General features: G+C 72.5%; 23 protein-coding genes and 1 tRNA gene. 11 read left to right on the plus strand and 13 right to left on the minus strand.

The annotated features are described in order from the left end of the window. Positions 1-26: 26 nt before the first annotated feature. On the minus strand, positions 27-866 hold the full coding sequence (rsmI, locus tag M8C17_RS08710; protein ID WP_256482352.1) for a 16S rRNA (cytidine(1402)-2'-O)-methyltransferase: 840 nt from the start codon (positions 864-866) through the stop codon (positions 27-29). Between the two features lie 93 nt (positions 867-959). Here rsmI and M8C17_RS08715 point away from each other — a divergent pair, with 93 nt between their 5' ends. The 4 genes from M8C17_RS08715 to M8C17_RS08730 all read left to right on the plus strand — a co-directional run bounded on the left by M8C17_RS08715 (position 960) and on the right by M8C17_RS08730 (position 5,235). Continuing rightward, complete coding sequence (locus tag M8C17_RS08715) at positions 960-2,672, plus strand: dolichyl-phosphate-mannose--protein mannosyltransferase (RefSeq protein ID WP_374557719.1); 1,713 nt, start codon at positions 960-962, stop codon at positions 2,670-2,672. A gap of 191 nt (positions 2,673-2,863) precedes the next feature. After that, positions 2,864-3,127 carry a hypothetical protein gene (locus tag M8C17_RS08720; protein WP_252415898.1) on the plus strand — a complete coding sequence of 88 codons (264 nt, stop codon included), beginning with the start codon at positions 2,864-2,866 and terminating at the stop codon, positions 3,125-3,127. A gap of 42 nt (positions 3,128-3,169) precedes the next feature. Continuing rightward, the gene (locus M8C17_RS08725; RefSeq protein ID WP_252415899.1) at positions 3,170-4,453 is read left to right on the plus strand and encodes a VWA domain-containing protein; all 1,284 of its coding nucleotides are present in this window, start codon (positions 3,170-3,172) and stop codon (positions 4,451-4,453) included. After that, positions 4,453-5,235 (plus strand): peptidase, encoded by a 783-nt coding sequence (locus tag M8C17_RS08730; RefSeq protein WP_252415900.1) that lies wholly within the window; start codon positions 4,453-4,455, stop codon positions 5,233-5,235. The genes M8C17_RS08725 and M8C17_RS08730 overlap by 1 nt, the downstream gene beginning before the upstream one ends. A 46-nt stretch (positions 5,236-5,281) precedes the next feature. Here M8C17_RS08730 and M8C17_RS08735 read toward each other — a convergent pair whose 3' ends face one another. After that, positions 5,282-5,551 (minus strand): hypothetical protein, encoded by a 270-nt coding sequence (locus M8C17_RS08735; RefSeq protein WP_252415901.1) that lies wholly within the window; start codon positions 5,549-5,551, stop codon positions 5,282-5,284. 208 nt (positions 5,552-5,759) lie between these two features. Here M8C17_RS08735 and M8C17_RS08740 point away from each other — a divergent pair, with 208 nt between their 5' ends. Then, positions 5,760-6,416: a 4'-phosphopantetheinyl transferase superfamily protein gene (locus M8C17_RS08740; protein ID WP_252415902.1), complete on the plus strand. Its 657-nt coding sequence runs from the start codon at positions 5,760-5,762 to the stop codon at positions 6,414-6,416. Between the two features lie 185 nt (positions 6,417-6,601). Further along, a complete protein-coding gene (locus M8C17_RS08745; protein WP_252415903.1) occupies positions 6,602-7,618 on the plus strand; it encodes a hypothetical protein in 1,017 nt (338 codons plus the stop codon). 63 nt (positions 7,619-7,681) lie between these two features. Here the strand turns inward: M8C17_RS08745 and M8C17_RS08750 are convergent, their stop codons facing one another. Together M8C17_RS08750 and M8C17_RS08755 are read right to left on the minus strand one after the other, a co-directional pair. After that, on the minus strand, positions 7,682-8,428 hold the full coding sequence (locus M8C17_RS08750; protein WP_252415904.1) for a ferritin-like domain-containing protein: 747 nt from the start codon (positions 8,426-8,428) through the stop codon (positions 7,682-7,684). Between the two features lie 190 nt (positions 8,429-8,618). Further along, positions 8,619-9,626 (minus strand): hypothetical protein, encoded by a 1,008-nt coding sequence (locus tag M8C17_RS08755; protein ID WP_252415905.1) that lies wholly within the window; start codon positions 9,624-9,626, stop codon positions 8,619-8,621. 128 nt (positions 9,627-9,754) lie between these two features. On the opposite strand from M8C17_RS08755, the gene M8C17_RS08760 reads away from it, so the two are divergent. Beyond that, complete coding sequence (locus M8C17_RS08760; protein WP_252415906.1) at positions 9,755-10,522, plus strand: hypothetical protein; 768 nt, start codon at positions 9,755-9,757, stop codon at positions 10,520-10,522. Between the two features lie 10 nt (positions 10,523-10,532). On the opposite strand, the gene M8C17_RS08765 is transcribed toward M8C17_RS08760, so the two are convergent. Next, complete coding sequence (locus tag M8C17_RS08765; RefSeq protein WP_252415907.1) at positions 10,533-11,618, minus strand: Gfo/Idh/MocA family protein; 1,086 nt, start codon at positions 11,616-11,618, stop codon at positions 10,533-10,535. A 103-nt stretch (positions 11,619-11,721) separates the two neighbouring features. Here M8C17_RS08765 and M8C17_RS08770 point away from each other — a divergent pair, with 103 nt between their 5' ends. Then, the gene (locus M8C17_RS08770) at positions 11,722-12,459 is read left to right on the plus strand and encodes a hypothetical protein (protein ID WP_252415908.1); all 738 of its coding nucleotides are present in this window, start codon (positions 11,722-11,724) and stop codon (positions 12,457-12,459) included. Between the two features lie 39 nt (positions 12,460-12,498). Further along, on the plus strand, positions 12,499-12,951 hold the full coding sequence (locus tag M8C17_RS08775; protein WP_252415909.1) for a hypothetical protein: 453 nt from the start codon (positions 12,499-12,501) through the stop codon (positions 12,949-12,951). A 113-nt stretch (positions 12,952-13,064) separates the two neighbouring features. Here M8C17_RS08775 and M8C17_RS08780 read toward each other — a convergent pair whose 3' ends face one another. After that, complete coding sequence (locus M8C17_RS08780) at positions 13,065-13,661, minus strand: DUF4304 domain-containing protein (protein ID WP_252415910.1); 597 nt, start codon at positions 13,659-13,661, stop codon at positions 13,065-13,067. Between the two features lie 90 nt (positions 13,662-13,751). Further along, on the minus strand, positions 13,752-14,195 hold the full coding sequence (locus M8C17_RS08785; RefSeq protein ID WP_252415911.1) for an Lrp/AsnC family transcriptional regulator: 444 nt from the start codon (positions 14,193-14,195) through the stop codon (positions 13,752-13,754). A 93-nt stretch (positions 14,196-14,288) separates the two neighbouring features. Here M8C17_RS08785 and M8C17_RS08790 point away from each other — a divergent pair, with 93 nt between their 5' ends. Together M8C17_RS08790 and M8C17_RS08795 are read left to right on the plus strand one after the other, a co-directional pair. Continuing rightward, positions 14,289-15,140 (plus strand): LLM class flavin-dependent oxidoreductase, encoded by an 852-nt coding sequence (locus tag M8C17_RS08790; protein WP_252415912.1) that lies wholly within the window; start codon positions 14,289-14,291, stop codon positions 15,138-15,140. Further along, positions 15,137-15,562: a nucleoside deaminase gene (locus tag M8C17_RS08795; RefSeq protein WP_252415913.1), complete on the plus strand. Its 426-nt coding sequence runs from the start codon at positions 15,137-15,139 to the stop codon at positions 15,560-15,562. The genes M8C17_RS08790 and M8C17_RS08795 overlap by 4 nt, the downstream gene beginning before the upstream one ends. 78 nt (positions 15,563-15,640) lie before the next feature. Here the strand turns inward: M8C17_RS08795 and M8C17_RS08800 are convergent. From M8C17_RS08800 to M8C17_RS08825, 6 genes are all read right to left on the minus strand, one after another. Continuing rightward, positions 15,641-15,714: transfer RNA gene (locus M8C17_RS08800), tRNA-Ala, on the minus strand. 239 nt (positions 15,715-15,953) lie between these two features. Continuing rightward, positions 15,954-16,736 carry a hypothetical protein gene (locus M8C17_RS08805; protein ID WP_252415914.1) on the minus strand — a complete coding sequence of 261 codons (783 nt, stop codon included), beginning with the start codon at positions 16,734-16,736 and terminating at the stop codon, positions 15,954-15,956. Between the two features lie 176 nt (positions 16,737-16,912). Beyond that, entirely contained in the window at positions 16,913-17,563 is a 651-nt protein-coding gene (locus M8C17_RS08810) for a GNAT family N-acetyltransferase (protein WP_109820724.1), read from the minus strand. A gap of 109 nt (positions 17,564-17,672) precedes the next feature. Further along, the gene (glp, locus tag M8C17_RS08815; RefSeq protein ID WP_089017844.1) at positions 17,673-18,986 is read right to left on the minus strand and encodes a gephyrin-like molybdotransferase Glp; all 1,314 of its coding nucleotides are present in this window, start codon (positions 18,984-18,986) and stop codon (positions 17,673-17,675) included. Further along, positions 18,983-19,945 carry a UTP--glucose-1-phosphate uridylyltransferase gene (locus tag M8C17_RS08820; RefSeq protein WP_252415915.1) on the minus strand — a complete coding sequence of 321 codons (963 nt, stop codon included), beginning with the start codon at positions 19,943-19,945 and terminating at the stop codon, positions 18,983-18,985. The genes glp and M8C17_RS08820 overlap by 4 nt, the downstream gene beginning before the upstream one ends. Before the next feature lie 9 nt (positions 19,946-19,954). Continuing rightward, positions 19,955-22,318, minus strand: a complete 2,364-nt coding sequence (locus tag M8C17_RS08825) for a diguanylate cyclase (protein WP_252415916.1) — start codon at positions 22,316-22,318, stop codon at positions 19,955-19,957. Between the last annotated feature and the right edge of the window lie 60 nt (positions 22,319-22,378).

Consider the following 22,378-nt stretch of genomic DNA (forward strand, 5'->3'; position numbering starts at 1 on the left):
CGAGCCCGACGGGCCGGGAGCGCGGATCAGCTGTGCACGATCGTGTAGACGTCGCGGCGGCGCAGCGCGTACTCGGTGGCCACGTCGGTGATGGCGTCGCGGCGGGACCGGCCGGCCGCCTCCCGCTCGGCGACCGCCGCGCGCAGGGTGTCGTCGTCGGGCCGTTCCGGGGCGCTCACCGGCGCGCCGGCCACCACGAGGGTGATCTCCCCACGCGGATCCCCCTCGGCGGCCCACCGGGCCAACTCGCCGAGCGGACGACGGAGCACCTCCTCGTAGGTCTTGGTCAACTCGCGGCAGACCGCGGCCGGCCGGTCCGCGCCGAACGTCTCGGCGAGGTCGGCGAGCGCCGCGCCGATCCGGTGCGGCGCCTCGAAGAAGACCAGGGTGCGTTCCTCGGCGGCGAGGGCGCGCAGCCGCGCCCGGCGGGCTCCGGGGGTGCGGGGCAGGAAGCCCTCGAAGCAGAACCGGTCGACGGGCAGCCCGGAGACCGCCAACGCCGTGGTCACCGCGCTCGGCCCGGGGGCGACGCTGACCGGGGCGCCGACGTCCAGCGTGGCCCGGACCAGCCGGTAGCCGGGGTCGGAGACGCTGGGCATCCCGCCGTCGGTCACCAGCGCCACCACGTACCCGCCGAGGATGACCTCGACCAGCTCGGGGGTCCGCCGCTCCTCGTTGCCCTCGAAGTAGGAGACGATCCGGCCGCCGACGGTGATGTCCAGGTCGCGGGCCAGCCGGGTGAGCCGCCGGGTGTCCTCGGCGGCCACCACGTCGGCGCTGGTCAGCACCTCACGGAACCGGGCCGAGGCGTCGGCGGGGTTGCCGAGCGGGGCACCGAGCAGGATCAGGCGCCCAGCTTCGGACATTTCACCCACGAGATCGTCTCCTTCATCGACAGCAGATACCGGTATCGGGGACGACAGGCGCCACAGGACACGTTGGCAGCCTACGATCGCCGGGTGACGAGTGCGTCGACAGCGCAGAGCCCGAGCGCCGACCCGGCAAAGACGGTCGAAGTGACCGCAGGCGAGCACCGCCCCGACGAGGAGGCCGCGGTGCCCAGCACCGGCCGAGGCGGGGTGCCCGGCGTGCTCCGCCGCCGGTTCGCCACCGTCGATTCCCGGCTGGACCGGTCCTCGTGGCTGGCGACCGCCGTGGTGGTGGCCATCGCGGCGATCCTGCGCTTCGTCGGCCTGTCGAGCCCGAAGGGCAAGATCTTCGACGAGACGTACTACGCCAAGGACGCGTACGGGCTGATCAGTCGCGGCGTCGAGTGGAACTACAAGGACAACGTCCCGTCGTACGTGGTGCACCCGCCGCTGGGCAAGTGGCTGATCGGCCTCGGCGAGTGGGCCTTCGGCTACCAGGACGCCGATTCGAGGGTCTCCGTCCCCGGGCATCTGTTCACCACCGCGCCCGAGTTCGGCTGGCGGTTCTCGGCGGCCGTGGTCGGCACCCTCTCGGTGCTGCTGCTGGTCCGCATCGGGCGGCGGATGTTCCGTTCGACGGTGCTGGGGTGCGCGGCCGGCCTGCTGCTCGCCCTGGACGGCTTCCACCTGGTGCTGTCCCGTGCGGCGCTGCTCGACATCTTCCTGCTCTTCTTCGTGCTGGCCGCGTTCGGCGCGCTGGTGCTCGACCGGGACTCCCGGCGTCGGCGCTGGGCGAAGGCGCTGGAGGGCGGGCTCGACCCGACCCGACCGGGCCGTGCCGGCCGACCCCCGACCGGTTGGCGCACCTGGCCGTGGTGGCGACTGGCAGCCGGGGTGCTGATCGGCTGCGCCTGCGCGGTGAAGTGGAGCGCGCTCTACTTCGTGCCGGCCTTCGCGCTGCTGGTGCTCCTCTGGGAGGTCGGTGTCCGCCGTTCGGCGGGCGTCCGTCGGCCCTGGCGGGACACCCTGCTCGACGAGCTGCCCTGGCTGGTGCTGGCCGGCGTGCTGATGATCGGCACCTACCTCGCCACCTGGTCGGGCTGGCTGCTCAGCGACGACGGCTACTACCGGCTCGCGTCGTCCTACCCGAGCGCCCCGCTCAGTGACGCCCCGGTGATCGGCCCGCTGATCAACCTCTTCGAGTACCACCGCGCGGCGTACGGCTTCCACACCGGCCTGGACGACCCGCACAAGTACCAGTCGTGGCCGTGGCAGTGGCTGCTGCTCGGCCGCCCGGTGGCGTTCCACTGGTCCGGCGAGGGCGCCTGCGGTGCGCCGAGCTGTGCCTCGGAGATCCTGCTGCTCGGCACGCCGCTGCTCTGGTGGTCGTTCCTGCCCGCCCTGGTGGCGCTGGTCTGGCTGGGTGTGGCACGCCGGGACTGGCGGGCCGGCGCGATCCTGCTCACCGTGGCGGCGGGCCTGCTGCCCTGGTTCGTGTTCGCCCTCGAGGGCCGCACGATGTTCTCGTTCTACGCCGCTCCGGCGCTGCCCTTCATGGTCCTTGCCGTGGTGTACGTCCTGGGCGCGCTGATCGCCCCGGCCGGGGGTGACGTCGGTGCGGTGGCCCCGTTGGTCCCCGGCGATCCCGGTTACGAACGCCGGCTGGTGGGCAGCGTCGCGGCCGGGGCGTACGTGCTCCTGGTGGCGCTCTGCTTCGCGTACTTCTATCCGATCTTCGTGGGCACGTTGATGCCGTACTCGGACTGGCTGTCCCGGATGTGGCTGGACGGTCGCTGGATATAGGCATCGACAGGCGACGCGCCGCACAGCGCGACGAAAACGGGCCCGCACGCTTCGGCGTGTGGGCCCGTTGCACAAAGACGCGCGCCCCGATCGCCTGCCACGGGGGAAGCGGGCGATTGGGGCGCGCATGAAGAGCTTAACCACCGCGCACCACCGGCACAACGGGTCGACTTAGGTCAGATTTCCGACCGATGTCGGCCGGACCGGCAGCCTCCCTCCAGCAGTTGACCGAGGGTGACCCGGCGTGGACCCAGAGCCCGGAACGGGCCGGTCGGAGGCCCTCGTCGACCCGTCCGGAGACCGCCGTCGAGTGGCCACGGACGCCAGGCTCGCCGGGGGAACCGGACGTCGCGGTCCCACCGAAGCGGCTGGTCGCAAATCCTCGACGCGCCGGCCTGACCGCACCCCGCCGCACCCTGCTGGTGGCGCGTGCCGCCGACCGGGGACAGGGCTGACCCAAATGATCATCCAAAGTGGATCTCACTACACTGCGGGCCGTGATCAACTTCAGACGATCGACGGCCGTCCTTCTCGGACTGCTGGCGACCACCGCGCTGGCCGGGCCGCTCCCGGCGGCGGCCGACGACGAGGAGCCGGTGGCCGAGCCGCCCCGGGTCGAGCTGGTGCTCGACGTCAGCGGCTCGATGCGGGCCGCGGACATCGGCGGGCGCAGCCGGATCTCGGTCGCCCAGCAGGCGTTCAACGAGGTGGTGGACGCGCTGCCGGCGGAGACCCAGCTCGGCATCCGGGTGCTCGGCGCGACCTACCGGGGCAAGGACAAGAAGGTCGGCTGCCAGGACACCCAGCAGATCGTGCCGGTCGGGCCGGTCGACCGGGCCCGGGCCAAGGCGGCGGTGGCGACGCTGCGCCCGACCGGGTTCACGCCGGTCGGCCTCGCACTGCGCTCCGCCGCGCAGGACCTCGGCACCGGGGCCACCACCCGCAGGATCGTGCTGATCACCGACGGGGAGGACACCTGCGCCCCGCCGGACCCGTGTGAGGTGGCGCGGGAGCTGGCCGCGCAGGGCACCAGCCTGGTGGTCGACACGCTCGGGCTGGCCCCCGACGAGAAGGTACGCCGGCAGCTGCTCTGCATCGCCGGTGCGACCGGCGGCACCTACACGGCGGCGCAGAGCGCCGAGGAGCTGACCGACCGGATCAAGCAGCTCGTCGAGCGGGCCGGCGACACGCACACGCTGGCACCGACCGTGGTCGGTGGCGCGAACGCCTGCGACTCCGCTCCGCTGCTGGCCCCCGGCGTGTACGCCGACCGGGAGGCCTTCTCCGAGCACCGGTACTACCGGGTGCCGGTACGCCCCGGGCAGGAGCTGCGCGCGTCGGTGAGCATGGCGCTGGACCGGCCGGTGAACCGGGACTACGGGGTGCTGCTACGGGCCACCGCGGCGGACGGCCGGGAGCTGGTCCGTGGCGCGGACGCGGGCAGTGGACGGGCCGACGTCCTCTCCGCCGGGCTGCGCTGGTCGGCCAGCGCCGACGACGAGGACGCCACCGAGGCCGAGGCGACCCCGACCGCCGCCGAACCCACCACCGTCTGCCTGGTGGTGAGCAACTCGTTCGCCCCGCGCCCCGGCACCGCGGCGACCCCCGGCATGCCGGTGGAGCTGACCATCGACGTGGTGGCGGCCGCACCGGCACCGGACGGGCCGGACCTCGGCCGGGGTTGGGTGCTGCTCGCCCTGCTCACCGTGGCCGGCCTGCTCACCGGCCTGCTCGCCGGGCTGCTCACCCGCTGGTGGGTCGCCACCTGGAGGGAGAACTGATGCGTACCGCACTGTTCCGGTCGCTGGCGGCGCTACTCGCCGCCGGCGGGTCCGCCCTGCTGCCCGCGGCGGCCGTCGCCGCCCCCACCCCCTCACCAGGTGCCACCCCGGTCACCCGGGCCGGCACCTCGTTCCTCACCGCCACCCCGATCACCGCCGGGCAACCCGTGCGGGTGGACGCTTCGGTCGGCGACCACCTCTACTGGTCGTTCGCGGCCACCGCCGGGCAGGTGCACGAGATCAGTGCGACCGTCTCGTTCCCGAAGGCCCGCAGCGGCGCCTCCACCTGGACCGTCGACGTCTTCGACGGGTTGCGCCGGCGGCAGGCGTGCACCGCCGGAGCGCAGACCCCGACGGTGGACGCGCAGGCGTCGAGCGTGATGCTGGGCTGCACCCTGCGTGAGGTGCGGCCCTGGGCGGAGCCGTGGTCGGCCGACCCGCTGCCCGGCACGTACGTCGTCCGGCTCTCCGTGGTGGACCTGCCCGAACCGGACCTGGGCGCCCCGATCGACGTCGACCTGCTGGTCGGCACCGTCGCCGACCACGGCGCCTCGGGCGACGACGGCGAACTGGCCGCGCCGCTTCAGCCGAACACCAAGGCGGGCACGGTGCTCAACGCCGTACCCCCGGTGGACCCGGAGGCCGACGACGAGGGTGACTCACCGGCGGACTGGCTGCCGGACCTCGGCTCACGCTGGGTCTGGACCGGCATCGGCGGCGTGCTCGCCGCCGTGGCCGGCGTGGTCGGCTTCGCCCTGACCCGGCGGCCGCGACGTCGCTGAGGCACGGCCCCGGTGGCCGCCGTGTGAGCGGCGGCCACCGGTGGCCTCAGCCGCGCCGGGAACCGCGCGGAAGCCAGCCGATGAACCGGTCCTGGAGCGACATCACCGGGGCGGCACGCAGGTCCTCCGTGGCGGCGGCGAGACAGGACCCCAGGTAGACGCTCAGCATCGCCCGGTCACCCCCGTACTCCGCCAGCAGCCTGCTGCGCTTCGTCGCGCACGGCCACTCGTCACCGCACGAGCCACAGCTCCAACCGGGGGTCGTCGGGGCGTGGTCGTCGGCCCGTACCCCCGGCCGTTCCGCACCATGGGTCATCGCAGTCCTCTCCAGATGTCCGCGGGACTGGCTGTCGCCGTGCCCCGGCCAGCGGTTGATGGCCCTCCCCCGGTGCCGTCAGGGGAGCGCAGCGCGTACCCCCGGTGTTACATCTTTGCGGTACGTTCTCCCCTCGTGACAGTCGGAAAGTTGACGGTTGACCGAATGTCCCCGCACCAGGTCCATTCCTACCGACGGGTAGGCGGCCGTGCGTGACCTGCTGCCGGCGACGGTCGCGGTGGCGGTCGCCAGCCCGGACGACTGGGCCGGTGAGCTGCTCGCCGCCGAGCAGGCGTGCCTCGGTGACCGGGCCGTGCAGACCCGTCGGCGGGACTTCACCGCCGGGCGGGTGTGCGCCCGGCGGGCGATGGCCGGCCTCGGCCTGCCGCCAGCGGCCGTGCCGGCCGCAGCCGACCGTGCGCCGGTCTGGCCGGCCGGAATCGTCGGGACCATCACCCACACCACCGGCTACTGCGCCGCCGCCGCGGCGCGCAGCACGGACGTCCGGTCCGTCGGGATGGACGCCGAGCAGCATCGCGAGGTCAATGAGGGAGTACGCCGACTCGTGCTGCTGCCCGAGGAGGAGGAGATCTGCGCCCGGCTTCCCGGCGGCATCTCCTGGCCGGTGGTGCTGTTCAGCGCCAAGGAGACCGTCTACAAGGTCTGGTACCCGGTCGTCGGGAGTTGGCTGGACTTCCACGACGCACGGCTGGAGCTGGACCCGGACGCCGGGACGTTCACGGCCCGGATCGCACCCGCCCGCCTGGACGCGGCGGCCGTCGCCGACCCGCCCGCCACCGTCACCGGCCGGTTCGTGGTCGCCGACGGGCTGGTCCGCACCGCCGCCGTCCTCCCACTCCGCTGACACCGGGCGTGTGACGTCCATCCATCGAGTTTTCGGCCGCACAGTCCACCCTGGCCCGTCCGCGGCATCGACACGTGCCCCGGTCCGGCCGTGGGACAACGTCCGGCGCGGCGACCGGACGCTCCGCGACGCACGGTAGCGTCGGCGGGTTCCCGAACCGCACGTACGAGGCGTCAAGGAGTACGGTGACCCACCCCCAGCCCCCCGTCGGGCAGCAGGACCCCCAGCAGCCGCACCCGGAGCGGCCGACGCAGCCGTTCCCGGCGACATCGCAGCCGCAGTCCGCCGCCGACCCGACGGTCCCGCAGGCACCCGTGCCGCCCAACCCGTGGTCGGCAGCGGCGAACGCTCCGCAGCCGCCGGTTTCCGGGCCGCCGGTGTCCGGGGTGTCGCAGCCGGGCGTACCGGCTCAGTGGGCCCCGCCGACCGCGCCGCAGCCGCCGTACGCCAGCTCGCCGCAGCCGCCGTACGCCAGCACGCCCTACCCGGCCTCGCCCGATCAGCCCTGGCCGCAGCCGCCGTTCTCGGGCGGCGCGTACCCCGCGGCTGGCGGGCCGGGTTATCCGCTGACCATGCCGCCGCCTGTAGCGACGAAGAGTTCCAAGAAGACGGTGGTGGTCGTCGCGGTCACGGCGGCCGTACTCACCCTGCTGTGCTGCGCCGGCGGCATCGTGGCGGTGGTCATCGGCGCCAACCGGGCCGCCACCGAGGTGACCGAGGCCCTGCCCACCCCCGGCGTGACCCGGGGCGCCGGGCAGCCTCCGAACGCCGTCCCCTCGCCGACCCCTCGCTCGGCCAACGGCGACACCCGCAACATGTCGCCCGGGGACACCCTGGTCGTCGACGGTGACGACGGCACCGTCGAGATCACCGTGACGAAGTTCAGCACCGCCACCAAGCCCTGCGCGTCCTACGGCCTCCAGCCCGACGAGGGCATGTACGTGATCGCCGACGTGACGGTGACGGTCACCAAGGGCACCGGTTCGGCGAACCCGTTCTACTTCCAGTGGGTCGCCGCCGACGGCACCGAGACCAACGCGATCGGCGGGGCCTTCTCCGGCTGCGGCAAGCCCATGCCGGCGGGCAACGACCTGACCGCCGGCACCAGGCGCACCGGCAGCGTCGTGTTCGACGTGCACGACACCAGGGGCGCGCTGGAGTACCAGCACGAGTTCGAGACCGCCGGTTCCTGGAAGCCGTGACGCGCCGCGGCGGGACCGCCCCCACCCGGGTCGGTCCCGCCGCGCGCGGTCGAACCGATCTCCCTAGCGGTGTCCGTACCCGCTTCGCTGCTCGACCCGGAGATCATCCTGATCAGGGGCCACCAGCACGTCGCGCACGACCGGTCGAAAGAGCGCCACGGTCTCGCCGATGAACCGCAGCCGGCCGACGCCGAGCACACGCAGTGCCGAGCCGTGGCCGTACCCGACCACACATGCCGCCCCGAGCAGCAACACCCACCAACCAACTGCCACCGCTGCCCGCGCCAGCCCTCCGACGGAGGCGAATCCGGCGCGCAGCCGCTGGGTGTGGAACGGGACGTGTGACTCCTCGTCCGCCAGGATCCGCCCGCCCACATCCGTCAGCAACGGATCGGCCGTGCCGTCGCGAACCGCTCGGTAGTAGCGCAACGCCACCACCTCGGCGACCATCAGCGTCATCAACTCCAACCGCAGCCCCAGTGCGCGCCGCAGCGCCACGAACACGCGGTCACTCCAGTGACCGTCGATCGTGGACGCTCCCGCGTTGATCAGCAAAAGCTTGAGGAGCCGGGCGTGATTCTGTTCCTCGGCGACGAACATCCGGACCGCCGCCAGGTAGTCCGCGTCACCGGCACGTTCACTCTTGCCGATGAGGTTCGCGCCGTCGCCGTCCTCGCCGGCCTGGAACCTCTGCAGACTTCGAATGAGGGCTCGGTCCAATGGGCGTCCCGCTCCCCACTGCGGGTCCGGTTCCACCCGGCGGCGCTCCGCGTTGTCCTCGAACTCGCGTACCCATTCCTGGAAACCCATGTCGCCCATCCCCGTTTTCCGTGAACCGTTCCGCAACGCTATGCATCCGGTTTCGGTATCGACAACGATGAGCAACCAACCTCCATGGCATCTCCACGCCGCGAACACATCGTCGTGTTGTGCGGGCGAGCACCGCTGAGCGGTGCTCGCCCGCGAGCCCTCGGGCGGGCCCGTTGTCGCCGGTCGGGTGTCAGCAGCCCGTCCAGCGCACCGGGGTGACCCGGTCGTCGTTGCGGAACCCGACGATGGTGCCCGTGTCGGAGATCGACCGCGCGCCGACGGTCACCCGCTCGCCGCCACCCGGCAGAAGCCGGGAGTTGTGCCCCCGCACGACCCGGTCGCCGCCCACGACGACGCCCTTGGCGTTGACGTCGTCGGCCCAGGCCAGTCGCTCGTCGAGCGCCGTGTACGAACCGTCCCGCAGATCCCACCGCACGTTCAGGGTGCTGGTGCCGCCCAGGTCGACCTTGCCGATCGCCCAGTGACCCTGCGCCCCGTCGACCATCGTCATCCGGGCGCCCGGCGCGGTTAGGGCGTCGACCCGGCCGTCCGGCCGACGGACCCAGCCGGTCCAGCTACCGAAGTCCCCGGCGGAACCCACGATGGTGCCGTCCGCGGTGATCCCCGTGGGAGTGGCGTTGGCCGGGGTGTCGAGCACCTCGACCGTGCCCGGCCGGGCGGCGGGCCAGCGCAGCGCGAAGAACTCGCCGGTTGCGGTGTCGGTGCCGTGGCCGACGATGTCGCCGGCCTTGTTGATGGCCGTGACGCTGATGCCGGCAGACGGCACCACGGGCAGCAGCTCGACCCGACCGTCGCGGTACCGCCAGGGTTGGCTGATGCCGTTCGTCCAGCCGTTACCGATCACGACACCGTGGGCGTTGACGTCGACGGGGTCTCCGCCGAGCGGCGCGTCGAGGGTGGTGAGCCGCTGCCGGTCCCAGACGAGCAGCAGGGGCTGGTTGCCGCTGTCGCTGACCCGCAGGGCTGCGCCGACGACGTACCGGCCGGTCGGGTCGACGGCGTTCGCCTCGGCACGGTACGTGTCGGCCGGGAACGGCAGCGTGCTGATCGTGCAGGCGCGGAAGTCCTGGCCCTTCGGCGCGGCGGTCGCCGCTCCGGAGACGGCGAGGCCGAGCGAGGTGCTCAGCAGTCCGGCGGTGACGCCTGCCAGCATCCTTCGTCGAGCGATGTGATTCATGACCACTCCCCGTGTTCGCCCGGGTGCTCCGGGCTTCGACTGATGCCCGTTGCACATCTGGGGAGGGCTCATGGTTGCCGTGTGTCCGATGAGAGACACGACCGTTGTTCGGCCTCTCTCCGTTCGCCATGGAGCACAACGGCGGGGCCGTTCGGTCGATGTGGCCGCCCGGGAAGAGGGCCAGGATCGATGATGTCGAACATTGTCAATACCCCACGGGGGTCCGGATGAGCAATGACCAGGACAACACCGTTGACCGCCGTCGGCTGCTGCGGCGCGCCGGCACCGTCGCCGCGGGGCTGGCCGGCACCGGCGTGGTCGGCGCGGCCGCCGCCACGTCCGCGAAGGCCGCCCCCGGCGATCCCAGCAGCACCTCCAACCACATCGTGCCGGTCATACCGCAACGGGTCGTCGACACCCGCATTCCCCAGGGACGAACCAACATCGTCAACCTCGATGGTGAGTGGGACACCAGCAACCTCGACAGCGCTGGACGGGTGCTGGGTGGCCGGACCATCGATGTCATCCTGGCGCGCTACGCCTTCATGAGCGAGGCCATCTTCGGCACCGTGACGGTCACCGGGCCGGTCGCGGCCAGCTTCCTGCAGATCTTTCCCACCGGCATAGCCCGTCCGACGAACTTCTCGACGATCAACTTCGAGGCCAACCAGACGCTGTCGAACGGTCTCGTGTCCGCGGTCAACTGGGACAACGATCGCTTCTCCATCTACGCCGGGCGGACCACGCACGTGATCATCGACGTGGTGGCGTTCCTGATCGGAAGCGGCCAGGTCTACCCGCAGATCCTCCTGACGCATGACGGGTGGCCCACGGGGGCGCCGGATCAGGCGGAGGCGGCGCGGCAGCGCCGGCCGATCTGGGAACAGGACGAGTAGCAGGACGGGGCTACCGCGCCCACGACTCCTCGGCGGTGACGACCGGCTGGCCGGTACGTACCGACTCCTCGACGGCGAGGCTGATCAGGTGGTCCTGACACGCCTCGGCCAGGGGATACGGCGCCGGGCCCTCCTCCCGCGCCCAGGCGCCGGCGCGGGCCATGATGTCGGCCACCGCGATGTCGTCGTCGGACATTCCGCTGCCCACGAACGGATTCCGGTAGACGACGCGGCCGTCGAAGCTGATGTGCTTCAGGTCGAGCCCTTCGAGGTTCAGGTCGATGCCGGTCTGCCGCCGCACCAGGGCCGACTCCACCGGCGTGGTCGGATCGACCAGGCGGACGACCCGGTCGTCCACCAACTCGCCGAGCGAACCCCGCACCACCAACCGGCGGGTGCGCAGCGGATTCCACCACTGGTTGTCGGTGAAGTCGTACAGCCCCATCCGTCCGCCGAAGTCGATGGTCGCGAGGGTGGTGGTGAGCTGCTGCGGGGTGGCGTCGCCACTCCAGCCGGCAGGCGACAGCGGGTTGGCCAGCGGGGCGACGAACGCCCGCGCGTTGACCTCCGCGGCGTCGTACCCGACGCCGAGCAGGCCACGGATCAGCGAGACGGCGTGGTACAGGTGCGTCGAGGAGATCTGCACCGAGGTCGGCTCGCCGAGCACCCCGGCGCGGATCACCTCCAGGCGGGCGGCGTGCCCGGGCATCAGCAGGTACTGCTCGGCCACCTGCACCAGGCCGCTGCCGCCAACGTCGGACCAGAGCGACCGCAGCCCCGCCACGTCGGGCGCGGGCGGCGTCTCGGCGAGCACCGGCACGCCGGCGACGACCAGGTCACGGGTCACGTCGGGCGTCACCGACCAGGGCACCGACACGATGACGAAGTCCGGCCGTTCGTGGGCGAGCAGCTCGGCCGTCGTGCGAAAGGTTCGCACGCCCCACTCGGCCGTCACGGCGTCACCACGCGATCCGGTACGCGTGACGACCCCGGTGGCGCGGAACCGCTCCGGCAGGAGCCGAGCCAGCCGCAGGAAGAACTCACCCCGCCAGCCGCTGCCGACCATGCCGAACCGCGTCTGGGCCGTGGATGTCATGTGGGCTCCTCACGTCGAATCCGGATGCTAGCCGGCCCACCGGCGCCTCCCCCGCTACGGTTGCCCGGGATCTCCGATATGCGGAAGACGGAGGATGTCGCTGATGGCTATCGTGCCGGCTCACAGAGAACACGGGGCGACGGTCGTCGGCACGACCGAGCCGCGGCCCTCGCTCGACTACTACCTGGTCACCGGCCACCGCCCGACCGCCGACGTGGAGGGCATCGTCGTCGAGGAGTTCACCCGCCACCGCGACTTCTCGACCGCTGGTCTCGACAGCGCTGGTTGGACGGCTGGCGGCGCCGGCTGGTGGAGTTCCGCTTCCCTCAGCCGCAGCATGCGCACCGACCCGGAGGTGCTGACGAGGGTGGTTCCCACCTCACGCAGCGAAGCCGAGACGGTCTACCGCAGGCTCGGCGGCGGTCAGCTACCCCTCGAAGAGGTGCTGCGTACGTACTTCTGCGACCACCAACCGTTCGCCACCGTGCCGCCGCTGCGGCTCGGCCCCACCCAGCCACCCTCCGGCTTCCGGGAACGGCGCGTCTACCGGGTGCTCTTCGCCAAGGATCTCCGGGAAGAAGAGGTGGCGAGCCTCCGGGCGCTGTGGGGGACGCCGGACGGCGGTACACCTGGACCTGTCGCCTCCGGTTCCCTGGACAAGGGCGGCGACCGGTACTCCTGGGACCTTCGCAGGGTCGGCCGAGGGCTCGCCTGGGGCCTCGACGTGACCGTCCTCTTGAGAGCCGACGCCTCCCCAACGCTGCGCTCAACCCTGCAGGACCTGACGAACGTCCTGCGACAGCACGGCCTGATACCCGTGACGACCGAACGGTTCTCCTGACTGCCCAGCACCGTTGACCGGCGTAGGGAGACTATGGACATGGATGTCTGGGTAACCCTGGTCGCTGCCGTCGCTGGCGCCGCCATCGCGATCCTTGGTCAGTACCTGACCAGACGAGGCGAGGCCAACGTCCGACTAACCGAACTCCTGCTTGAACAGTGTTCTCGACTTGTGGCACTGGCGGAGGATTTTCGGCACCGGGTATGGGAAGAGCGGGAGCTTGGGCTCGTAGGGCGCGTGGACGGGTGGGACCTTGGGGAGTCCCGGCTCGCCCAGGCGAAGGTGCGCATCCTCTGCAGGGATCAGCGGGTGCTCGCCGCCCTTGAGGAGTTGAACTCCTCGGGCAAGTCCCTCGGTGCGTATTGGAGACGCGGACAGGTAGAGCCGGCCGAGCTTGAGGCGCGGTACGAGAGAGTAAAGAAGGCCATCGAATCGTTTACCGCCGCCAGCGCCACACTCGTCCGTAGGCGCCTCGCCAGAGCCGCTGACTAGAAACTCCCGGCGGCGGCAATCCACGGGTGCCCGGGCACCGGCATGCCGTCCAGACTGCTGGGGTCGACGCTCCATCGCCCGGCCAGCGCCATCACCGTCTCCTCGTCCGGCCGCTACTCGATCGCTACGGGTCGCCTCGACAACATCCACGCCACATAGGGGTGGTCAAGCCGACGGAAGTGGTCGATGCCGTTGAGCGGATCCGGCGGGCGGGCGTCGAAGGACGCAACCAGCTCATCCACCCGCCCATCGGTGAGGGCCTCGTCAAGGTGCGTGTAGTGCGCAAGCAAGGCATCGAAGGTCGGGATCACACGTTCCGACAACTCCCCGGCGACTGCGGCTCCGCATACGTCGGCCTCCTCGACCGACCGGATCGCCCAGCGGTCGAAACCATCAGAGTGCCTGGAGGCTGCCCTGAGCCGCGTCCACCATTGGGCCACCGACGCGCTGGGCCGATCCCGCTGGTTCCCGCCAAACCGCTCCTGGGACCAGTCAAGCCAGGAGGGGGTGGCGACACCGAGGTTGACGTAGAAGAGCGAGGTATCGCCCCAGCTACCAGTGGATCCCTGAAACTCGATGATCGCGCCATGGCCCGCATCGGAGATCCGGCGGAAGGTGCCATGCGACCGTTTGAAACCGTGCCCTCGCAGCACCGGCCCGACCTGCTTGGCGATCATGTTGAGGTATGCCTGCCGTACCGGACGCTCCATGCACAAGATCGTATTGGCGGGTACGACAACCCCGGCGGTCGAAACCGTCAGAGTGACCTGCGGTCGCCGTGAGTCGAGTCCGTCACTGGGTCACGGGCGCGGGCCGCGGTAGGGCAGGGTCGCGCTGTAGACGACGTTGGTGGTGGTGCTGCCGAACACGGCGAGCTCGTTGATGATCTGTTCGAGGTGTGCCATGGACGTCGCGGCGACCTTCAGCACGTAACAGTCGTCTCCGGTGGTGCGCAGGCACTCCAGGATCTCCGACCGTCGCTCCAGCAGCCGACGCAGCGGTTCGTGCCGGCTGCCGGGATACTTCAGCCGGACCACCGCGAGTACGGCGAAGCCCGCCTTGGCCAGGTCGACCTCGGCGCGGTAGCCGGTGATCACACCGGTCGCCTCCAGCCGCCTCACGCGTTCGCTGGTGGCCGACGCACTCAGTTTGACCCGGCGGCTGAGCTCGGTGATCGGCAGGCGGCCGTCCTTCTGCAGCTCGGTCAGGATCGACCAATCGACGACATCAAGATCCTCGGCCATTCGCCAAAACTACCGGCGGATCCACGGTAGGAGCCATCAAGGTCCGTGAACATGATGTTCACAGCCGGACGCACGCTCACTAGCCTCGAACCTGTGCAGATTGGCGTGAACGTACCGAACTTCGCCCCAGGCACCGACCCCGAGATGCTGCGGCAGTGGGCGCAGACGGTGGAGGGCCTCGGCTTCGACCTGCTGATGGTCTCCGACCACATCGCCGTGACCCCCGACGTGGCCGACCAGTATCCTGCGCCGTTCTACGAGCCGTTCACCACGCTGTCGTGGCTGGCCGGGTTGACCCGCCGGGTCCGGCTGGGCACCACCGTGCTCATCGTCCCGTACCGGCACCCGCTGCTCACCGCCCGGATGGCGGCGAACCTCAACCGGCTCAGCGGGGGCCGGCTCGTCCTCGGCGTCGGCGTCGGCTGGGCCCGGCAGGAGTTCGAGGCGCTCGGCGTGCCGTACCAGCGGCGCGGTGCGCTGACGGACGAGTACCTGCACGCCATGCGGGACGCCTGGCGCAACACCGACGACTACGACACGGAGGCGATCCCGATCTGGGTCGGCGGCAACAGCGACGCCGGCATGCGTCGCGCCGTACGACTCGGTGACGCGTGGCACCCGCTGCGGTTCACGCCCGGATGGCTGACGGAGGCGGTGGGTCGACTCCAGGCCATCGCCGACGAACGGGGGCGCCCGGTGCCCCCGTTGGTGCCGCGTATGGCTCTCCGGCAGACCCGTGAACCGGTCACCGCCCCGGACCGACTCGCCGGTGTCGGCACCATCGAGCAGATCATCGCCGACATCGACCAGATCCGACTGCTCGGCGCGGAGACGGTGGTGCTCGACCCGTTCAACGGCGACCTCACCGAGATCCGCCAGCCCGAACGCGCCTGGCAGACCCTCGCGGCCGTGGCCGCTTACCACACATCCCAGGAGGACCGATGACCCCGGACGACGAGCAGTTTCTCCGCCGTGCCGTGCAGATAGCCGACGAGGCCGGAGCGTCCGGCGAACGGCCGTTCGGCTCGTTGCTCGTCGGCGCGGACGGCACAGTCCTGATCGAGGACCACAACACCGTGGTTTCCGACTCGGACATCACCGCCCACCCGGAACTGAAGCTGGCCCGCTGGGCCGCCCGGGAACTCAGCCCGGACGTGGCGGCCGGCACCACCATGTTCACCAGTTGCCAGCCCTGCCCGATGTGCGCGACCGCGATCGACCGGTCCGGCCTCGGCCGGGTGGTGTACGCCCTGTCCACCGAACAGTTCGAGGAGGTGAAGCCGGCCACTCCGCCGCTGCCCCCGGTGCGGTACGAGGGGCCGGCGCTGTTCGACGAGGCCCGCCGGCCGATCGACAACCACTACTAGTCACCGCAGGCGTCGCCACCGGTGCCGCACAAGATCGAAAAGGCCGTCTCCCACACGGGAAACGGCCTTTTATCTGGGTGGAGCTGAGGGGATTTGAACCCCTGACCCCCTCGATGCGAACGAGGTGCGCTACCAGTCTGCGCCACAGCCCCTCCGCCGGCGAACCGGCTTCGGTCCCACCCGGCTTACACCGGGCGGGCCGGCAGCAAGGCTAACAGGTCGCCGGCCTCCACCGCGAATCCGCCCCCGGCGCGGCGCTCCCCGCGCACGAAGATCCACTCGGCTTCCCGGAAATCGGGGCATCCAGGACGCCGTGACACCCCGAGATCCAGGAAACCGAGTCGATCAAGCGCTGAAGCCGGCAGCGCCGATCAAGCGCCAGCGCCCGCGATCAGGCGCCGCGGCCGGCCTCGTAGGGGCGGCCGCGCAGCCCACCGGACCGCCGGTACGAGACCGACCCGCCGTTGACCGCCGCCGGCAGGTCCCCCGGCCGGTCCAGGCCCATGGCGGCTCGGCGTACCCCCTCGCGCTGGGCTGCCAGGCGGCGCTGTGCCTCCCGGCGGGCCGCTGCCCGGCGGGCCTGCTCGCGGCGGACCTCGGCCTGCCGGGCGGCCAGCCAGGCGGCCTCCCGGGCGCGGGCCCGGCGGCGACGGCGGCCGGCCAGGGCCTGCCCCCGCAGGTGGATCACGTAGACGGCCAGCAGCAGGAAGGTGACCGAGAAGCCGATCCAGAAGCCGGGGCTGACGAACAGCACGCCGATCAGCTCGACGACGTTGAGCAGGAGCAGGGCGGCGAGGACCCGGCGTCGCCGGTACACGGCGGGGGTGTGCTGCCGGCGGGGCGGCGGGCGTCGGCGGGACCGCTTCGGGGCGGGGGGCACGGCGCGCAGGCGGCCGGAGCGGCGGGCTGCCGGGGGTGCGGAGACCGGCGCGGCCAACACCCCGGTAGTCGCGTTCTCGCTGAGCGTGATGGTCAGCGAGCGCGGTGGGTGGACGGGTCGCCGTCCCGGCACAGTGCGGCGTCGCCGGCGGCGCTGGAGCACCCGCGCCGTCGACTGCGCCCGCTCCGCCACCAGCCGCTCGGTGGCGTCGTACCGGCGAACGAGCGCCGGGGCCAGGGCGAGCAGGCCGGCGGCGGCGAGGACGGCGAGGAGCACCGAGGTCGGCACCCTCACCCCTCCCGTCACCGAATTCGGAGCAACCGCCGTCCGACCGCAGGATCTTCCACCGATTGCGCTCGGGTGCGTGGATCGTCCGGACGGGCAGCGCTTGCCGCAGCTTGCAGTTACTTGAGGTTACGGCGCGCCGACCGGGATGCCGCCGCGCCGCGCCGATCCCGTGCGTGGGACGCCTAGCGTGCGGAGGCGCGTACGCGGTGCCACCGGGCCAGCAGGCCACCCTCGGCAGCGATCTCCTCACTGGTCATCGCGTATCCGATGTGGTCCCGCCAGGCACCGTCGATGTGCATGTAGCGCACGTGGTACGACTCCTCGCGGAAGCCCAGCTTCTCCACCACCCGCCGGGACGGCCGGTTCTCCGGCCGGATGTTGACCTCCACGCGGTGCAGCCCGCCCGGACCGAAGGCGTGGTCCACGGCCAGCGCGAGTGCCGTCGGGATCACCCCCTGGCCGGCGACCCGGGCGTCGACCCAGTAGCCGACGTACCCGGAGCAGAACGCCCGCCGCACGATGCTGCCCACGTTGAGGTGCCCGACCAGCCGGTCCCGGTCGGCCTCACGCAGGCAGACGGCGAACGGCATACCCTCACCCTCGCGGGCCGAGCGCCGCTGGTCACGGTGCACCCAGCGGAACGCGGCCGGCGAGTTCAGCTCGTCCCAACTGCCCGGCAGCGACGACTCCCACGGCGCCAGCCAGGCCCGGTTGGCCCGGCGCACCTCCGACCAGGCCGCGGCGTCGGAGCGCCGGTACGGCCGCAGCAGCACCGGACCGTCGACCAGCACCGTCGGCCAGCCGGGTGCCCGGGCGGGTCCGAAGAGGCTCACCCGCACAGTCTCCCGCGCGGGACCGTGTCGTGCGCAAGTGGACCCACCGCACCCATCGCCGGGCGGCTGGACTCTCTGCACGCCCGGGAGGGGACCGACCGGGACAACCTCACCGGCGACGGTCCAGCAGCAGCACGTCCACGGTGGAGCCGGCGGCGGCGGTGGTGACTCGCTCGCCGAGCACGAGCAGCCCGTTCGCCTCGGCGAGCCCCGAGAGGGTGAACGGCCCACCGCTGAGCGGCTGCACCGTGTAACCGCCGCCGCGCCGCTCGGCGACGTGCGCGGGCCGGAACTCGCGCAGCCCGCCCGGGGACGACACGGTCTCCAGCAGGTGTGCCCGCACGCTGGGTCGGAACACCGGCTCGGCGCCGGCGAGCAGTTGGATGGCCGGGCGGGCCAGCACCTCGAAGCCGATCAGCGCGGCGCCGGGATCGCCGGGCAGGCAGACCACCGGCACCTCCTCGGCGCCGACCGTGCCGAACCCGAGCGCGGTGCCGGGGTAGAGCGCCACGTCGGTGAAGGTGACCGGCCCGGCCCGGCCGCCCTCGCGGCGGGACAGGATCCGGCGCACCATGTCGCCGGGGCCGGTGCCGGTCCCCCCGGTGGTGATGATCAGGTCGGCGCGCAGGGTCTGGTCCTCCAGCAGCCCGCGCAGCCCCTCCGGGTCGTCGTCGCAGATGCCCACCCGGTACGCCAGCGCGCCCACCTCGGCCGCGGCGGCGGTCAGCGCGTGCGAGTTCGCGTCCACCACCTGCCCCGGCTGGCTGCCCCGGCCCACGTCGACCAGTTCGTCACCGGTCGCCACGATGACCACCCGCGGGCTGGGCCGGACCACCACGTGCCCGATGCCGGTGGCGGCGAAGACCGCGACCAGCGCCGGTGAGACGTACGTGCCGGCCCGGGCGAGCAGCGTGCCGGCGGGCAGTTCCTCACCGGCGCGGCGGACCCCGTACCCCCGCTTGGGGGTGCGGAAGATCTCCACGGCGGCCATGCCCTGGTCGGTCCACTCGACGGGGACCACCACGTCGGCGGCGACCGGCAGCGGCGCGCCGGCGGCCACCGAGAAGCACGAGCCCGGGGTGAGCCGGACGGGCCGCCAGCTCGCCGCGCCGAGGTCGCCGACCACGTTGAGCCGGATGGTCCGACCACCGGGCGTGCCGGAGGGAGCCGGGACGTAGCTCGGGCCCCGGCCCCCTCCCGAGATGTCCTCCCAGCGGGCCGCGTACCCGTCCACGGCCGCCTGGTCGAAGGCCGGGAAGGCGTGCGGCGCGACGACGTCCTCGGCGAGGACGTTGCCGTGCGCCTGGGTGAGGTCGAGGTCGAGTGGCGGCAGCGCGCGCAACCTGCGCAGCACGCTGCCCAGGTAGTCGGCGAGCGGCGTCAACTCGTTCGCGGCCGCCTCGGCGTCGGCCGTCGCGGTCATGTACCAGATCCGCCTGCCGTGTCGGCGTTGACGAAGTCGGCCAGCCAGGAGCGGAACTCGGCGCCGAGGTCCTCCCGCTCGGCGGCGATCTGCACCACCGTCTGGAGGTAGCCCAGCGGCATCCCGGTGTCGTAGCGGGTGCCCCGGTAGACGATCGCGTGCACGGGGACGCCCTCGGTGCGCAGCAGCTCCATGGCGTCGGTCAGCTGGATCTCGCCGCCGCTGCCCGGCTTCGTGCGCCGGATCGCGTCGAAGATCGCGCCCGGCAGCACGTAGCGGCCGAGCACGGCGAGGTTGCTCGGCGCGTCCTCCGGCTGCGGCTTCTCCACCATGCCGGTCACCTTGACGACCTCACCGATGTCGGTCAGTTCCGACTCGGCGGGCTCGACGGAGGCGATGCCGTAGCGCTTGGTGTCGGCCGGGTCGACCTCGAAGAAGGCGAGCACCACGCCGCCGGTGCGGGCCTGCAGCTCCAGCATCGCCGGCAGCAGCGGCTCGGACGGCTTGACGAACTCGTCGCCGAGCAGCACCGCGAAGGGCTGGTCACCGACGTGCGACTCGGCGTACCCGACGGCGTGGCCGAGCCCGAGCTGCTCCGGCTGCCGCACGGTGTAGATCTCGGCGAGCTCGCTGGGGCGGCGCACGGCGGCGAGCCGCTCGGCGTCACCCTTCTCCTCCAGCCTGGTCTCCAGGTCCGGGCGACGGTCGAAGTGGTCCACCATCGATGTCTTACCCCGACCGGTGATCAGCAACACGTCGCCGATGCCGGCCTGGGTGGCCTCCTCGACGATGTACTGCAACACCGGCCGGTCCACCACCGGCAACAGCTCCTTGGGCACGGCCTTCGTGGCGGGCAGGAACCGGGTGGCGAGTCCGGCGGCCGGGATGACGGCCTTGACCGCCAGGGGACGGCCGGTTGCGGCGACCGTCGATGAGGGGTTCGCTGAGTGCTCCGACATGCCGCGAGACTATCGGCCACGGCTCTGCCGCGGCGGGTGTGGCCCAGAAGACGCGCCGCCGCCCGACCCCGGCGGGGCCGCGTCCGGGCCGGCCCGGGCCGCGTCCGCGGCGGTGTCCGTCGGGTCATCGGCCAGATCGGGCCCGGCCTGCGCCGACCCCGCCGGCGACGATTCCGGTACGCCCACAGCCGGCTCCGACCGGGCGTGCCCGCCCGGCTCCCGGGCGACCTGCACGGGCCGGCCGGCGCGCGGCAGCCCGTCGGGTGGACTCACCGCCCCCGCCGGGACCGGGATCTCCTGCGTGGGCACGTCCGGGCACACCTCGGCTACCCGGTACGTGTCCCGGCCGGCCGCCTTGGCCGCGTAGAGCGCGTCGTCGGCGGCCTCCAGCACCTCCCGCCCGTTGCTGCCGTGGTCCGGGTAGACGGCGATGCCCACCGACACGGTCACCACGATCGGCCCCGCGTACGCCTCGACGGCGATCGGCGTCTCCCGGACCGCGGCGCCCAGCCGCTCCGCCACGATCGCCGCGCCCCGGGCGTCGGTCTCGGGCAGCAGCAGCACGAACTCCTCACCGCCCTGCCGGAAGGCCAGGTCCACCTCACGGATCTCACCGCGCACCCGCCGGGCGAACTCGGCCAGCACGGTGTCTCCCGCCGCGTGCCCGTACGTGTCGTTGACGTCCTTGAACCGGTCCAGGTCGAGGGCGAGGACGCTGAGCATCCGGCCGAAGCGGCTGGCCCGTTCCACCTCCCGCCGGATCGACTCACGCAGGTAGCGGTAGTTCCACAGCCCGGTGAGCGGGTCGGTGAGGGAGAGCCGCTGCGCCTCCTCGTGCACCCGGACGTTGTCCACCGCCACCGCCGCGTGCCCGGCGAAGGTGCGCAGGGTGACCAGGTCGTCGTCGTCGAACTCGTCGGCGCCCAGCCGGTCGTAGAGGGCCAGCACACCGAGCGCGGCCGCCGGCGCGCCAGCCTCGTCGGCGGGACCGGGGGCTGCCCCGACGCCTCCGAGCGGCCCGGCAGGACCGCCCGGGGTGGCCGTCGCGCCACCTGCCGGGGTGGCGAACGGAACGGCGACGTAGGTGTGGCAGCGCGGCTCACCCGTCGGCGCCTCGGTCGGCTCGACGCGCCCCCGCTGAGGCTCCCCGGTGGCGGCCACCGCACCGACCACCCCGACGCCCACCGGTACCCGCAGCTCCTGCGGCCCGTCCGCGTCCCCCTCGGGCCAGCGGCCGTCCAGCCCTTCGCTGCACTGCGCGACGAGCACCCCACCGGCCTCCACCAGCAGCACCGCTCCGGCCCGCGCCCCGGTGGCCGCGATCGCGCTGTGCAGGATCACCCGCAGGATGCGCTGCAGGTCGTGCGTGCTGGCCAGGGTGTCGCCGAGTACCGCGAGGTGCCCCCGGAGCTGGTCCCGGCTGCTGGTCAGCGCCGCGACGTACGAGCCGGTCTCCCGGGTCATCCGGTTGAACGCGGCGGCAAGCCGACCCACCTCGTCGCGGCTGCGCACCGGCACCCGGGCGGTGAGGTCACCGTGCGCCACCCGGTCCACCGCACCGGCCAGCTCCACCAGCGGTCGGGTGGTCACCCGGGCCAGTCGCCAGGCCGTCAGCACGGCGAGCAGCCCGGCCAGCACGACCACGCCGGCCAACGTGGCGTGCAGCCCCGGGGGCCTTTCGCTGGGCACCGAGAGCACCAGTGGCAGCGGCTGCCCGGACGACGGGCCGATCCGCCGCACGTAGCGGCCCTCGCTGGTCTCGGTGACCCGCTCGCTGTCGACGGTGCTGGCGGCGGCCAGCACCGCGTCGCGTACCTCGCGTGATTCGGTGGTGTGGGTGACCCGCGCGGCGCTCGCACCGCCGTCGAGCAGGGTGACCGCCACCCCGGTCACGGCCGCGAGCCGGGCCACGAAGGCCGGGTCGACCAGCTGCGCGGCGGTGACGGTGCCCAGCGGGACGCCGGCCCGGTCGCGCAGGTCGACGCGGGCGGCCAGGGCACGGACCGGGCCGGCCGACGCCGGGGTCGGGCCGGCGCAGTCCCGCCAGGGGGTCGACGGCGCGTCGGGTGAGGCGTAGGTGACCCGGCCGGTCACGTCGGTGATCTGCACCGCGGCGGCCAGCCCCCGACCGACCAGTTGGGCGGCGGCACCGGCCGGGTCGGCGGTGAGGGCCACCGCGTCGGCGGTGGCGCGCAACTGCTGGCAGAGCGCGTCGACCGAGGTACGCACGGTGGACGCCGCCACCGCCAGGCGCTCGGTGGAGCGGCTGCGGTCCACGGCGGTGACGATGGAGGCCACGAAGAACGCGCCGAGCAGGACGGGGCCGAGCACCACCACGAGGAAGGCTGCCGTCAACCGTCCGCGTAGCGTCACTCGGTCCCCCCGGAAGTTCCGCCTCCGTTGCTTGCGATGCTGACACAGAGCGACCGTGGT

The organism is Micromonospora sp. RHAY321 (genome assembly GCF_023896955.1).
Lineage (GTDB): Bacteria > Actinomycetota > Actinomycetes > Mycobacteriales > Micromonosporaceae > Micromonospora.